This window comes from Leclercia adecarboxylata, from assembly GCF_035787115.1.
Classification (GTDB): domain Bacteria; phylum Pseudomonadota; class Gammaproteobacteria; order Enterobacterales; family Enterobacteriaceae; genus Enterobacter; species Enterobacter adecarboxylatus_E.
This window is the reverse complement of sequence record NZ_JALKTL010000002.1, coordinates 147682-161332: the sequence shown is the minus strand read 5'-3', so window position 1 is coordinate 161332 and position 13651 is coordinate 147682. Positions and strand designations below refer to the sequence as shown.

Below are 13651 nucleotides of genomic sequence, written 5' to 3'. Positions count from 1 at the left end.
TAAGCAGATAGAAAATGAAACGCTCAGAACGTATAGACAGGGTAGAGTTAATGCGCACCTTTGTGCGCATCGTGGAGACGGGCTCACTCTCCGCAGCTGCCGTTCAGATGGTCACCAGCCAGGCCACGGTCAGCCGCCGACTGCAATCGCTGGAGACGCTGCTGGGCGTGCGCCTGATCCTGCGAACGACACATGCCATGAAGCTGACGGATGATGGCGAACGATGCTACCAGCATGCCCGACGCGTAATCGACAGCTGGTACGCGCTGGAAGATGAAGTCGGACATGCCGAAGATGAACCGGTAGGTGTGCTTCGCGTGCGCGCGCCGCATGCTTTTGGTCAGGAACAGTTGCTGGAGCCGTTAACGGCGTTTCTGTTGCGCTATCCGCGACTGAACGTGGAGTGGATGCTCAATGACCGCTCGGCAGATTTTTTAAGCGACAATATCGACTGCGCCATCCGGGTAGGGGCGGAGATCGACCCGGCCACGGTATCGGTGTTACTGGCCGAAGTGCCGCGCAGTATTGTGGCATCCCCGGCGTTACTCTCAGGGTTTACGCCTGTCGAAAAACCGGAAGATCTCTCCGCGCTGCCCTGGGTTGCGCTCAATACGTTTTATCGCCAGCATGTCGAGCTGTTCAGCGCGGGAACATCGCAACCGCTACGGGTGGCTATCTCGCCGCGATTGAGTACCGATAGTCTGTACGTTGCACGTAAAAGCGCACTTACCGGGCTGGGTGTGGCGGTGGTTTCAAGCTGGACCGTGGAAGAGGATATTCGTGAGGGCAGGCTGGTTCACCTTCTGCCTGACTGGCAGCCAGCCGCGTTGCCGGTTCATCTTGTTTACCCCTGGTCACGCTATTATCCGGCGCGACTGCGTCGTTTTCTGGAGATGATGAGAGAGGTAATGCCGGAAATTGCGGGGATGCGCAGGCCAGAGCAGATGCAATAAAAAAGCCGACCCGAAGGTCGGCTTTTGCGCTTAAGCGGGCTTATTCAGCCGGCTGCGGGCGGGTAGCCGGTGCAGTGGCCTGATGCGTGGCGCTGTGACCACCTGCAGAGCCTTTACCGTCAAATTCAAATGCCGGACGTATCCAGTCACTGTGGCGCGGCGCTTCCGGAACATATTCCGGTGCCGGAGCACGGGTCATTGGAGCCGTAGCATGATGCGCTTCAGCGTGAACCTGAGCGGCTGGAACTGGATTCACCGCAGTTACTGGCTTCACTTCTGGCGCGTCGACTTCAGCGACTTCAGTAATTTCAGGTTCGACTTCAGCGGCCTCAACCGGTTCAACATCAATTTCGATTTCAGGTTGAACTTCAGTTTCCACTTCAACTTCCACGACCGGCTGCGGCTCAACCACTGCTTCGGTGTTCACCGCGGGTTCAACTGCGGCAGCTTCTTCCGCAACCTGTTCTGCAACGACCGCATCTTCAGGGGTGACGATCTGCGGTTGTTCTGTCACAGGGGCCGCAATTACCTCTGGATGTGAAGTTTCAACTTCAATTACCTGCGGCTCAGGGATCACGACGGCAGCAGCCTCAGTAATCACCTCAGCAGCGGCGGGTGCAACAGGGGCAACAGGCTCAGCAGCAACGTTCTGCTCATCAAACTGTGGCTCCTGGGGACGTGCAACCGGATAACGGATCCAGGCTTTACCAGAGGCCATCTCTGGTGACGCACAGGCAATGGTCAGCGGCATCGGTGACTGCAGCGGATAACGTTCGTCACGGTAACGACGACGACGCTGGCCGCTTACGCGCAGATGACGCGGGGAGCGACGTGAACGACGCGGCATACCGGCGTTTTCACGGCCTTCACCGTTATCTTCCTGTTCAGGTGCGTTTTCGATCACGGCAGGCAGATCCACTTTAGCCAGCTCGGTGCGCTGTGCAGGCTCGGCCTGCGGTGCTACCGCTTCGACTGCGGCTTCTTCCGTCTGTGACTCGAAACGCACTTTCTGGTTCATCTGACGCTGCTTACGGCGCGGCATCACCTGAACGCGTTCTTCCTGCTCGCTATCCTGTGCGGTCTCTTCGTCGCGATTCAGCGCTTTAACTTCCTGCTGGGCCTGGCGCTTGTCATCGTTACGACGACGATTACGCTCGCGGCGCGGCTGCTGCTCATCACGCTGTTTGCCTTTGTCAGACTCTTCACTGACCGACTGACGGATTTCACGATCTTCTGCGTTCTGCTGCGGTTTCTCGCGACGGTTGCGACGGTTATCGTCACGGCCTTCGCGGCGCTCACGGCCTTCACGATTGTCGCGATTGTCACGGCTTTCGCTACCTTCACGACCTTCGCTGCTGTCTGAACGATTATCGCGGCGCTCGTTGCGGTCACGGCGGTTGTTCTGACGTTTACGACGATCCGGTGAACGCTCCTGTTTCTCTTCTTTCTTCTCAACCGGCGCCGGGGCAGGCTGTGGCTCTTCGCCAGCAAACATCTTTTTCAGGGCACTGAAGAAGCGGCTCAGCAAACCTGGCTGGGCAGCCGGCTGACTGACTTCTGCGGCTGGTTTTACAGCAGGTTTAGCCGCAACGGGCTCCTGAGCTGGCGCAGGTGGCGCTTCAGGCATCACAAACGCTGCCAGAGCAGGCTGTTCAGGCAGTTTACGCTCTGAGTACTCTTCCTCAGACGGCAGTGCCATCGCCTCTTCATGCAGCTTAGGCAGCATGTAGCTCAGGGTAGAGGTCTCTTCGCCTTTACGCACGCGCAGAACGGAGTAGTGCGGCGTTTGCATCTGATCGTTAGGAACGATCACGCAACGTACGCCGCCCAGACGGGCTTCGATCGCGCTAACTGCCGCACGTTTTTCATTCAGCAGGTAAGAGGCGATAGGTACAGGCACAATCGCGTGAACTTCTTTGGTGTTCTCTTTCAGCGCTTCTTCTTCGATGAGACGCAGGATAGAGAGCGACAGCGATTCGTTGTCACGCACGGTACCGGTGCCGCTACAGCGCGGGCAGACGTGGTGGCTGGATTCGCCAAGCGACGGGCTCAGACGCTGACGGGACATCTCCAGCAGGCCAAAACGGGAGATGTGGCTGATCTGGATACGAGCCCTGTCCTGGCGCACCGCTTCACGAAGGCGGTTTTCCACCGCGCGCTGGTGACGTACCGGGGTCATGTCGATGAAGTCGATAACGATCAGGCCGCCCAGGTCACGCAGACGCAGCTGACGTGCAATCTCATCTGCCGCTTCAAGGTTAGTGTTGAATGCGGTCTCTTCGATATCGCCGCCGCGGGTTGCACGCGCGGAGTTGATGTCGATGGCGGTCAGCGCTTCGGTGCTGTCGATAACGATAGAACCGCCGGATGGCAGACGCACTTCACGCTGGAATGCGGATTCAATCTGCGATTCGATCTGGTAGTGGCTGAACAGCGGGATCTCACCGGTGTACAGTTTGATTTTGCTGGTGAAATCCGGACGACCCAGCGCAGCGATGTGCTGGCGAGCCAGCTCAAGCACTTTTGGGTTATCAATCAGAATTTCGCCAATGTCCTGACGCAAATAGTCACGGAAGGCACGGACGATAACGTTGCTTTCCTGGTGAATCAGGAAAGGAGCAGGGCGGCTTTCAGCCGCTTTCTGAATCGCTTCCCAGTGCTTCAGGCGGAAGCTCAAATCCCACTGCAGCGCTTCGGCAGATTTGCCAACGCCTGCGGTACGGACAATCAGACCCATGCCGTCCGGCAGTTCGAGGCTTGCCAGCGCTTCTTTCAGCTCGGTACGATCGTCGCCTTCGATACGGCGAGAGATACCACCCGCACGCGGGTTGTTTGGCATCAGTACCAGATAGCTGCCCGCCAGGCTGATAAAGGTTGTCAGTGCAGCGCCTTTGTTGCCACGCTCTTCTTTATCAATCTGGACGATAACTTCCTGACCTTCACGCAGAACGTCTTTGATGTTTGGACGGCCATGGGCGTTATAGTTGGAAGGGAAGTACTCGCGAGCGATCTCTTTCAGCGGGAGGAAACCATGACGCTCGGCACCGTAATCGACAAATGCGGCTTCAAGGCTGGGTTCAATGCGGGTGATTTTGCCTTTGTAAATGTTCGCTTTTTTCTGTTCGTGTCCAGGACTTTCGATATCCAGATCGTACAGACGCTGCCCATCCACAAGGGCGACACGCAACTCTTCTTGCTGAGTTGCGTTGATTAACATTCTTTTCATCGTAACTTACTCATTATTCTTACATTGACGACTAAGCTGCGGGCAAGGTGACGCTTTCCGGGGTATGAACCGATGGCCTCGTGTCTATTCACGTCGCCAACCTCACGGTTGTCGCTCGCTTAAGAGGCGCAAAGTGTCGGTTGCCTGTATTTCATACGGAAATACAGCGCGATTATCAGGGGAATAGCCTGGGTAAAACTCTCCAGAAAAGATTCCATTTACCGGTAAGTACTGCAACCCGCAGCCCGCTAACTGTCTGAAAGATCAATACGTCTTACGCCATTGCTGCGTGGATGATCGGTCAGACAAAATTGGTCATTCCGTCGATATCCTTGCTTAACCAGGATTTAACACGGAAAACTGCAGCATTATTCCATTGCTAACCCGGTTATAGCAAGATGACTTTTGCCAATTATCACCCGGTTACTCACAGTTTTTTCACTTCTCACACAGGATTGGTTTAATAACCACCAAATCGATTGCGCGAACGAAACAGCGACCGGGTAAAACTAAATATAAGCATAGAAAAATGAGTGGCGCTATTGGCTGCCGATAATTAGAATCGCCCCCCATGAAAACAGAGACTCCAGCCGTAAAAATGGTTGCCATTACCGATGATGAAGCGGGGCAACGCATCGACAACTTTTTGCGTACGCAACTGAAGGGCGTGCCAAAGAGTATGATTTACCGCATCTTGCGTAAGGGTGAGGTGCGTGTAAATAAGAAGCGCATCAAACCTGAATACAAACTTGAAGCGGGTGATGAAGTGCGCATTCCACCCGTGCGCGTAGCCGAGCGGGAAGAAGAGGCGGTATCGCCACATCTGAATAAGGTTGCCGCGCTGACGGATGTGATTTTATATGAAGACGACCATATCCTGGTGCTCAACAAACCTTCCGGCACAGCAGTACACGGCGGTAGTGGCCTGAGCTTCGGCGTCATCGAAGGGCTGCGCGCGCTGCGTCCGGAAGCGCGCTTCCTTGAGCTCGTGCATCGACTTGACCGCGACACCTCAGGCGTACTGCTGGTGGCGAAAAAGCGTTCGGCGCTGCGTTCGCTACATGAACAGCTGCGTGAGAAAGGAATGCAGAAGGATTACCTCGCCCTGGTGCGGGGTCAGTGGCAGTCCCATGTCAAAGTGGTGCAGGCACCGTTATTAAAAAACATCCTGCAAAGCGGTGAGCGTATTGTTCGCGTGAGTCAGGAAGGAAAACCGTCTGAAACCCGCTTCAAAGTTGAAGAGCGTTATGAATTCGCCACGCTGGTACGATGCAGCCCGGTTACCGGCCGTACTCATCAGATCCGTGTTCACACTCTGCATGCGGGTCATCCTATCGCTTTTGACGATCGTTATGGCGATCGTGAATTTGATAAGCAACTGGCCGGTACGGGCTTGTCTCGCCTGTTCCTGCATGCCGCCGCGCTGAAGTTTACCCATCCAGGTACAGGCGAGGTGATGCGCATCGAAGCCCCAATGGACGAGCAATTGAAGCGCTGCCTTAAAGTTCTGCGCGGATAATTGCCTGCGGCGCTACGCTTGCACCGGCCTGGGGTTTGTAGGCCGGGCAAACGCAGCGTCACCTGGCGTAAGTTACGCCATCAACGGGTTGTAATGCTCCCGGCGCAGCATCTGGCACAGCGCAATCAACGGTAATCCCACCAGCGTGTTCGGATCGCGTCCATCCAGCCTGTCAAATAATGCTATTCCCAGCCCTTCGCTCTTAAAGCTCCCCGCGCAGTTTAACGGGCGCTCTTTGCGAACGTAATCATCAATCTCTTGCTCGCTGAGATGGCGAAAGTGAACGTCAAAGGGTTCGCATTCCGTCTGGAGATGGCCTGTCGCGCTGTTATAAAGGGCGAGTCCGGTATAGAAGGTCACGATATTGCCACGCGCTTTCAGCAGTTGTTGGCGCGCCTTTTCTTCGGTATGCGGTTTACCGGTGATGATTCCATCAAGGACACAAACCTGATCGGAACCTATAATCAGATGGTCAGGAAATCGCGCTGCCAGGCTTTTCGCTTTTTCCTGCGCCAGACGTACCACCAGATGCCGTGGCGATTCTCCGGGTTGTGGCGTTTCATCCACATTCGGCGCGGCGCATTCAAAGGGTACGCCAAGTTTTTCCAGCAACACGCGGCGGTAGGGCGAAGTTGAGGCGAGAATAAGATTTGGCATATTTTTTTCACCAGATATAGCGTATCGATGCCAGCCATTTTAAACTACGGGCCGCAATGTGTGCGAATAATTGGCAAAAGGCAGCCTGAGGTTGCCTTTTTCTTTGACTCTATGACGTTACAAAGTTAATATGCGCGCCCTATGCAAAAGGTAAAATTACCCCTGACTCTTGATCCGGTTCGTACGGCTCAAAAACGCCTCGATTACGAAGGTATTTATACCCGTGAACAGGCTGAGCGTATTGCCGAATCCGTAGTCAGTGTGGACAGTGATGTGGAATGCTCCATGTCGTTCGCTATCGATAACCAGCGCCTCGCCGTTTTAACCGGTGATGCAAAGGTATCGGTTACGCTCGAGTGTCAGCGTTGCGGGAAACCGTTCCCACTTCATGTTCACACAACATATTGTTTCAGTCCGGTTCGTTCAGACGAACAGGCTGAAGCACTCCCGGAAGCGTATGAGCCGATTGAGGTTAACGAATTCGGTGAAATCGATCTGCTGGCGTTAGTTGAAGATGAAATCATCCTCACTTTGCCTGTAGTTCCGGTGCATGATTCTGAACACTGTGAAGTGTCCGAGGCGGACATGGTCTTTGGGGAACTGCCTGATGAAGCGCAAAAACCAAACCCATTTGCCGTATTAGCCAGCTTAAAGCGTAAGTAATTAAGGAGTAAGGTCCATGGCCGTACAACAGAATAAACCAACCCGTTCCAAACGTGGCATGCGTCGTTCCCATGACGCGCTGACTGCAGTTACCAGCCTGTCTGTAGACAAGACTTCTGGTGAAAAACACCTGCGTCACCACATCACTGCTGACGGTTTCTACCGCGGCCGCAAGGTTATCACTAAGTAATCACGCGTTTGCGTGATTAGGCTTAGTGAGGGTTTCCCCGTGCAAGCGGGGATATACCGAACCAGGCTGCGACGATACCTTGACACGTCTAACCCTGGCGTTAGATGTCATGGGGGGAGATTTTGGCCCTTCCGTGACAGTGCCTGCAGCATTGCAGGCACTGAACTCTAATTCGCAACTCACTCTTCTTTTAGTCGGCAATCCCGACGCTATCACGCCATTACTCGCAAAAGCTGACTTCGAACAACGTTCACGTCTGCAGATTATTCCTGCCCAGTCAGTTATTGCCAGTGATGTCCGGGTTTCACAGGCGATCCGCAGCAGTCGCGGAAGCTCAATGCGCATCGCGCTAGAGCTGGTTAAAGAGGGGCGTGCGCAAGCCTGTGTCAGCGCCGGGAATACCGGGGCGCTGATGGGGCTGGCAAAATTACTGCTCAAACCCATTGACGGTATTGAGCGCCCGGCGCTGGTGACGGTACTGCCCCATCAGCAAAAGGGCAAAACGGTGGTGCTGGATTTAGGCGCTAACGTCGACTGCGACAGTGTTATGCTGGCGCAGTTTGCCGTCATGGGCTCGGTGCTGGCAGAAGAAGTGGTGGGGATTTCTCATCCCCGCGTTGCCTTGCTGAATATTGGTGAAGAAGAGACCAAAGGTCTCGACAGCATCCGTGACGCTGCCGAGCGGCTAAAAAACGAGCCTTCCATCAACTATATTGGATATCTCGAAGCCAACGAATTATTGACCGGAAAAACGGATGTACTGGTGTGTGACGGGTTTACAGGAAACGTTACATTAAAAACCATGGAAGGGGTGGTGAGAATGTTTCTTTCTCTGCTTAAATCGCAGGGAGAGGGTAAAAAACGGTCATGGTGGCTGATTATATTAAAGCGTTGGTTACAAAAGAGCCTGGCGCGGCGATTCAGTCACCTCAACCCCGACCAGTATAATGGCGCCTGTCTGTTAGGATTGCGCGGCATTGTGATTAAGAGTCACGGTGCGGCCAATCAGCGAGCGTTTACCGTCGCGATTGAACAGGCAGTGCAGGCGGTGCAGCGACAAGTCCCACAGCGGATTGCCGCTCGCCTGGGATCTGTATTAGCAAAAAGTGACTGAGCGTACATGTATACGAAGATTTTAGGTACCGGCAGCTATCTGCCAAAGCAAGTGCGAACCAACGCCGATCTGGAAAAAATGGTAGATACGTCTGACGAATGGATCGTCACGCGTACAGGTATCCGCGAACGTCGTATTGCCGCGCCAGATGAAACAGTTTCCACCATGGGCTATGAAGCCGCCCAGCGCGCATTGGAAATGGCGGGTGTCGATAAAGACGACATCGGCCTGATTATCGTTGCGACCACCTCCGCCACGCATGCCTTCCCAAGCGCAGCTTGTCAGGTTCAGAACATGCTGGGGATCAAAGGTTGCCCGGCGTTTGACGTTGCCGCAGCCTGCGCAGGCTTTACCTACGCGCTGAGCATTGCCGATCAATACGTGAAATCCGGCGCGGTGAAGTATGCGTTGGTTATCGGTGCTGATGTGCTGGCGCGCACCTGCGATCCTAACGATCGCGGGACGATCATTATTTTTGGTGATGGCGCGGGTGCCGTCCTGTTAGGACAATCTGAAGAGCCGGGCATTATCTCGACGCATCTGCATGCAGACGGTCGCTACGGCGAACTGTTAACGCTGCCAAACGCGGATCGAGTTAATCCGGACAGTGCCATCTACCTGACCATGGCCGGAAACGAAGTTTTCAAAGTGGCGGTAACCGAGCTGGCGCATATCGTTGACGAGACGCTGGAAGCCAATAATCTTGAGCGTTCCGCTCTCGACTGGCTGGTGCCGCATCAGGCTAACCTGCGCATTATTAGCGCCACAGCGAAGAAGCTCGGCATGTCTATGGATAACGTTGTGGTGACGCTGGATCGTCATGGCAACACGTCTGCAGCATCAGTACCGTGCGCGTTTGACGAAGCGGTGCGCGATGGACGAATTCAACGGGGCCAACTGGTCTTGCTCGAAGCCTTCGGTGGCGGTTTCACCTGGGGCTCTGCGCTGGTTCGTTTCTAGAAAAAGGATAAGAAAATGACGCAATTTGCTTTTGTGTTCCCCGGCCAGGGTTCTCAGGCCGTTGGAATGTTGTCTGGATTGGCGGAGCAGTTTCCGGTAATCGAAGAGACTTTTCGTGAAGCTTCTGAGGCTCTGGGCTACGATCTTTGGGCGCTGACCCAGCAAGGGCCTGCCGAAGAGCTGAATAAAACCTGGCAGACGCAGCCCGCATTGCTGACTGCATCGGTCGCGCTGTGGCGCGTATGGCAACAGCAGGGTGGCAAAACGCCAGCGCTGTTGGCCGGTCACAGCCTGGGTGAATACTCTGCGCTGGTTTGCGCGGGTGTGATTGCGTTTGCTGATGCTGTGCGTCTGGTTGAACTGCGCGGCAAATTTATGCAGGAAGCGGTGCCGGAAGGCACGGGCGGCATGTCAGCCATTATTGGTCTGGATGATGCTTCTATTGCGCAAGCGTGCGAAGCGTCAGCAGAAGGCCAGGTCGTTTCGCCGGTGAACTTCAACTCGCCGGGCCAGGTGGTTATTGCCGGCCATAAAGAAGCGGTTGAGCGTGCAGGCGCAGCCTGTAAAGCCGCCGGCGCGAAACGTGCGCTGCCGCTGCCGGTGAGCGTACCATCGCACTGCGCGCTGATGAAGCCTGCTGCAGATAAACTGGCTGTTGAGCTGGAAAAAATCACCTTCAACGCACCGGCTATTCCGGTGGTAAATAACGTTGATGTACAGTGTGAAACCGCGCCAGAGGCCATCCGCCACGCGCTGGTTCGCCAGCTGTACAGCCCGGTTCAGTGGACGAAAACTGTTGAATTTATGGCAGCACAGGGCGTTGAACACCTGTATGAAGTGGGCCCGGGTAAGGTCCTCACCGGTCTGACAAAACGTATTGTTGACACCCTGACCGCATCGGCGATTAACGAGCCGGAAGCACTGTCAGCGGCACTTGCGCAGTAAGAAGAGGAATACCATGAGTTTTGAAGGAAAAATCGCACTGGTCACTGGCGCAAGCCGTGGTATTGGTCGTGCTATCGCTGAAACTCTCGTCGCTCGCGGCGCGACAGTGATCGGTACCGCCACCAGCGAAAACGGCGCGCAGGCTATCAGTGAATACCTGGGTGCGAACGGTAAAGGTCTGATGTTGAATGTGACCGATCCTGCATCTATCGAATCTGTTCTTGGAAATATTCGCGCAGAATTTGGCGAAGTGGATATTCTGGTCAATAATGCCGGAATCACTCGCGACAACTTACTGATGCGAATGAAAGATGACGAGTGGAACGATATTCTCGAAACCAACCTGTCATCTGTGTTCCGTCTGTCAAAAGCGGTAATGCGAGCTATGATGAAGAAGCGTCATGGGCGTATTATCACTGTCGGTTCTGTGGTTGGTACCATGGGAAATGCTGGTCAGGCAAACTACGCTGCGGCGAAAGCAGGTCTGATCGGTTTCAGTAAGTCGCTGGCGCGTGAAGTCGCGTCCCGCGGTATTACTGTAAACGTTGTTGCTCCGGGCTTTATTGAAACGGACATGACGCGTGCGCTGACCGATGAGCAGCGTGCGGGTACGCTGGCGGCAGTTCCAGCGGGTCGTTTAGGTGACCCTAAAGAAATCGCCAGCGCGGTTGCATTTTTAGCCTCTGACGAAGCGAGTTACATCACTGGTGAAACTCTCCACGTCAACGGCGGAATGTACATGGTTTAACCACGATAAAAAAATTTGCGTTATTAGGTCGAATGGCCTCAAAATAACGCAAAATCGTGGTAAGACCTGCCGGGATTTAGTTGCAAATTTTTCAACATTTTATACACTACGAAAACCATCGCGAAAGCGAGTTTTGATAGGAAATTTAAGAGTATGAGCACTATCGAAGAACGCGTTAAGAAAATTATCGGCGAACAGCTGGGCGTTAAGCAGGAAGAAGTGACCAACAATGCTTCTTTCGTTGAAGACCTGGGCGCAGATTCTCTTGACACCGTTGAGCTGGTAATGGCTCTGGAAGAAGAGTTTGATACTGAGATTCCGGACGAAGAAGCTGAGAAAATCACCACCGTTCAGGCTGCCATTGATTACATCAACGGTCACCAGGCGTAAGTGAACATCTCCAGGCGGTCATTCGACCGCCTGAGTTTTTTCTTTTGTAGTCCCTCGTGTTTCTTTTTTTATCCCTCCCTGGAGGACAAGCGTGTCTAAGCGTCGTGTAGTTGTGACCGGACTTGGCATGTTATCTCCTGTCGGCAATACCGTAGAGTCCACCTGGAAAGCTCTCCTTGCCGGTCAGAGTGGCATTAGCCTAATCGACCATTTCGATACTAGCGCCTATGCAACGAAATTTGCTGGCTTAGTAAAGGATTTTAACTGTGAAGAGATCATCTCGCGCAAAGAACAGCGCAAGATGGACGCCTTCATTCAATATGGAATTGTCGCTGGCGTTCAGGCCATGCAGGATTCTGGCCTTGAAATTACGGAAGAGAACGCAACCCGTATTGGTGCCGCTATTGGCTCCGGGATTGGCGGTCTTGGCTTAATCGAGGAAAACCACAGCTCTCTGGTGAATGGTGGCCCTCGTAAGATTAGCCCGTTCTTCGTTCCGTCAACGATTGTTAACATGGTGGCAGGTCACCTGACCATCATGTATGGCCTGCGCGGGCCAAGCATCTCCATTGCTACTGCCTGTACTTCGGGCGTGCACAACATCGGCCAGGCAGCGCGTATGATTGCTTATGGCGATGCTGATGCGATGGTCGCCGGTGGCGCAGAGAAAGCCAGCACCCCGCTGGGCGTAGGTGGTTTCGGTGCCGCACGCGCCCTGTCTACCCGCAATGATAATCCGCAGGCGGCAAGCCGTCCGTGGGACAAAGACCGTGATGGCTTTGTGCTGGGTGACGGTGCAGGTATGGTCGTACTTGAAGAGTACGAGCATGCGAAAAAACGCGGCGCGAAAATTTATGCAGAAGTCGTTGGCTTCGGCATGAGCAGCGATGCCTATCATATGACCTCTCCGCCAGAGAACGGCGCGGGTGCTGCGTTGGCTATGGTTAATGCTATCCGTGATGCGGGTATCGAACCGGGTCAGATTGGCTATGTGAACGCGCACGGTACCTCTACGCCTGCGGGTGATATTGCAGAAGCACAGGCCGTTAAGTCTGTGTTTGGTGATGCAGCCCGCCGCGTAATGGTCAGCTCGACCAAATCCATGACCGGCCACCTGCTGGGCGCGGCAGGAGCAGTAGAGTCTATCTACTCTATCCTGGCGCTGCGCGACCAGGCCGTTCCGCCAACCATCAACCTGGATAACCCGGATGAAGGTTGCGATCTGGACTTCGTTCCGCACGAAGCGCGTCAGGTCAGCGGTATGGAGTATACCCTGTGTAACTCCTTCGGCTTTGGCGGCACCAACGGCTCTCTGATCTTTAAAAAGATCTGAGGCTGAAAGCCGGGCGGTATACTTGCTTCCCGGAATATTGATAAAAAAGGTCCGCTTGTCGGGCCTTTTTTATTCGGGTTTCTTCCCTTGTCCCGGGGCATCCTTCCTGCCAGACTATTCGACCATCTTAAAGGAGCCACCATGTTCTTGATAAATGGCATAAAGCAGGCACAGCTTCCGGCAAGCGACCGGGCTTTTCAGTTTGGTGATGGATGTTTCACAACGGCACGCATTGTCGCGGGGAAGGTATGCCTGCTCGAGGCGCACCTGCAACGGCTGCAGACAGCCTGTGAAAAACTGTTCATTCCTTTTGTACAGTGGGCAGCGTTAAAAAATGAAATGGCAGGGCAGGCTAAGGATGTCGAACGCGGCGTGCTGAAAGTGATTATCAGTCGGGGAAGCGGCGGCAGAGGATACAGCGCGGCTGGCTGTTCGGAGCCAGTTCGTATTCTGTCGGTATCGGCGTATCCGGCCCATTACGATCGCTGGCGCGCCGAAGGCATTGCCCTGACACTCAGCCCGGTCAGACTGGGACGTAATCCGCAGCTTGCAGGGATCAAACATCTCAACCGGCTTGAGCAGGTGTTGATCCGCTCCCATCTTGAACAGACCGACGCCGATGAAGCGCTGGTTCTTGACAGCGAAGGGGTCATTACGGAATGCTGTGCGGCGAATTTATTCTGGCGGCAGGGTAAGAATGTGTTTACCCCTCGTCTGGATCAGGCAGGCGTTAATGGTCTGATGCGGCAGTTTTGTTTGCGCCAGCTGGCACACTCGGGGTTTCCAGTGGTCGAAGTGCAGGCGTGCGAAGCTGCGCTGAACGATGCCGACGAGATCGTCGTGTGCAACGCGCTAATGCCTGTCGTGCCGGTGCGCCAGTATGGTTCTCACCGTTTTACATCGCGTGAGTTGTACCTGTTTTTAGCCCCTCTGTGTGAGCAAATCAGATAGTC

The 13651-nt window shown here is 54.4% G+C and carries 13 protein-coding genes; 11 read left to right on the top strand and 2 right to left on the bottom strand.

What is annotated here, in order from left to right; genetic code table 11:
• The first annotated feature begins 14 nt into the window (after positions 1–14).
• Complete coding sequence (locus MXM41_RS08200; RefSeq protein WP_325931082.1) at positions 15–953, top strand: LysR family transcriptional regulator; 939 nt, start codon at positions 15–17, stop codon at positions 951–953.
• Between the two features lie 40 nt (positions 954–993).
• Here the strand turns inward: MXM41_RS08200 and rne are convergent, their stop codons facing one another.
• Positions 994–4179, bottom strand: a complete 3186-nt coding sequence (rne, locus tag MXM41_RS08195; protein ID WP_325931081.1) for a ribonuclease E — start codon at positions 4177–4179, stop codon at positions 994–996.
• A 571-nt stretch (positions 4180–4750) separates the two neighbouring features.
• On the opposite strand from rne, the gene rluC reads away from it, so the two are divergent.
• The gene (gene rluC / locus MXM41_RS08190) at positions 4751–5698 is read left to right on the top strand and encodes a 23S rRNA pseudouridine(955/2504/2580) synthase RluC (protein ID WP_103823711.1); all 948 of its coding nucleotides are present in this window, start codon (positions 4751–4753) and stop codon (positions 5696–5698) included.
• A 72-nt stretch (positions 5699–5770) separates the two neighbouring features.
• On the opposite strand, the gene MXM41_RS08185 is transcribed toward rluC, so the two are convergent.
• Entirely contained in the window at positions 5771–6355 is a 585-nt protein-coding gene (locus MXM41_RS08185) for a nucleoside triphosphate pyrophosphatase (RefSeq protein ID WP_325931074.1), read from the bottom strand.
• Between the two features lie 141 nt (positions 6356–6496).
• Between MXM41_RS08185 and yceD the strand changes: the two genes are divergently transcribed.
• From yceD to pabC, 9 genes are all read left to right on the top strand, one after another.
• The gene (yceD, locus tag MXM41_RS08180; protein ID WP_325931072.1) at positions 6497–7018 is read left to right on the top strand and encodes a 23S rRNA accumulation protein YceD; all 522 of its coding nucleotides are present in this window, start codon (positions 6497–6499) and stop codon (positions 7016–7018) included.
• Positions 7019–7034: 16 nt separating this feature from the next.
• The gene (rpmF, locus tag MXM41_RS08175) at positions 7035–7208 is read left to right on the top strand and encodes a 50S ribosomal protein L32 (RefSeq protein WP_003857964.1); all 174 of its coding nucleotides are present in this window, start codon (positions 7035–7037) and stop codon (positions 7206–7208) included.
• A gap of 79 nt (positions 7209–7287) precedes the next feature.
• Positions 7288–8322 (top strand): phosphate acyltransferase PlsX, encoded by a 1035-nt coding sequence (gene plsX / locus MXM41_RS08170; RefSeq protein WP_325931069.1) that lies wholly within the window; start codon positions 7288–7290, stop codon positions 8320–8322.
• Between the two features lie 6 nt (positions 8323–8328).
• The gene (locus MXM41_RS08165) at positions 8329–9282 is read left to right on the top strand and encodes a beta-ketoacyl-ACP synthase III (protein ID WP_103179091.1); all 954 of its coding nucleotides are present in this window, start codon (positions 8329–8331) and stop codon (positions 9280–9282) included.
• 15 nt (positions 9283–9297) lie between these two features.
• A complete protein-coding gene (gene fabD / locus MXM41_RS08160) occupies positions 9298–10227 on the top strand; it encodes an ACP S-malonyltransferase (RefSeq protein WP_325931065.1) in 930 nt (309 codons plus the stop codon).
• A gap of 13 nt (positions 10228–10240) precedes the next feature.
• On the top strand, positions 10241–10975 hold the full coding sequence (gene fabG, locus MXM41_RS08155) for a 3-oxoacyl-ACP reductase FabG (RefSeq protein ID WP_325931063.1): 735 nt from the start codon (positions 10241–10243) through the stop codon (positions 10973–10975).
• A 153-nt stretch (positions 10976–11128) separates the two neighbouring features.
• Positions 11129–11365 carry an acyl carrier protein gene (gene acpP / locus MXM41_RS08150; RefSeq protein WP_000103754.1) on the top strand — a complete coding sequence of 79 codons (237 nt, stop codon included), beginning with the start codon at positions 11129–11131 and terminating at the stop codon, positions 11363–11365.
• A gap of 91 nt (positions 11366–11456) precedes the next feature.
• A complete protein-coding gene (gene fabF, locus MXM41_RS08145) occupies positions 11457–12698 on the top strand; it encodes a beta-ketoacyl-ACP synthase II (protein ID WP_325931060.1) in 1242 nt (413 codons plus the stop codon).
• A gap of 141 nt (positions 12699–12839) precedes the next feature.
• The gene (gene pabC / locus MXM41_RS08140) at positions 12840–13649 is read left to right on the top strand and encodes an aminodeoxychorismate lyase (RefSeq protein ID WP_325931058.1); all 810 of its coding nucleotides are present in this window, start codon (positions 12840–12842) and stop codon (positions 13647–13649) included.
• The last annotated feature ends 2 nt before the right edge of the window (positions 13650–13651 follow it).

Bases quoted from the DNA above. Each gene is read 5' to 3' on its own strand.
- MXM41_RS08165 (WP_103179091.1), top strand. From the start codon at position 8,329: ATGTATACGAAGATTTTAGGTACCGGCAGCTATCTGCCAAAGCAAGTG.
- rluC (WP_103823711.1), top strand. From the start codon at position 4,751: ATGAAAACAGAGACTCCAGCCGTAAAAATGGTTGCCATTACCGATGAT.
- MXM41_RS08185 (WP_325931074.1), bottom strand. From the start codon at position 6,355: ATGCCAAATCTTATTCTCGCCTCAACTTCGCCCTACCGCCGCGTGTTG.
- fabG (WP_325931063.1), top strand. From the start codon at position 10,241: ATGAGTTTTGAAGGAAAAATCGCACTGGTCACTGGCGCAAGCCGTGGT.
- MXM41_RS08200 (WP_325931082.1), top strand. From the start codon at position 15: ATGAAACGCTCAGAACGTATAGACAGGGTAGAGTTAATGCGCACCTTT.
- rpmF (WP_003857964.1), top strand. From the start codon at position 7,035: ATGGCCGTACAACAGAATAAACCAACCCGTTCCAAACGTGGCATGCGT.
- acpP (WP_000103754.1), top strand. From the start codon at position 11,129: ATGAGCACTATCGAAGAACGCGTTAAGAAAATTATCGGCGAACAGCTG.
- pabC (WP_325931058.1), top strand. From the start codon at position 12,840: ATGTTCTTGATAAATGGCATAAAGCAGGCACAGCTTCCGGCAAGCGAC.
- fabD (WP_325931065.1), top strand. From the start codon at position 9,298: ATGACGCAATTTGCTTTTGTGTTCCCCGGCCAGGGTTCTCAGGCCGTT.
- yceD (WP_325931072.1), top strand. From the start codon at position 6,497: ATGCAAAAGGTAAAATTACCCCTGACTCTTGATCCGGTTCGTACGGCT.
- rne (WP_325931081.1), bottom strand. From the start codon at position 4,179: ATGAAAAGAATGTTAATCAACGCAACTCAGCAAGAAGAGTTGCGTGTC.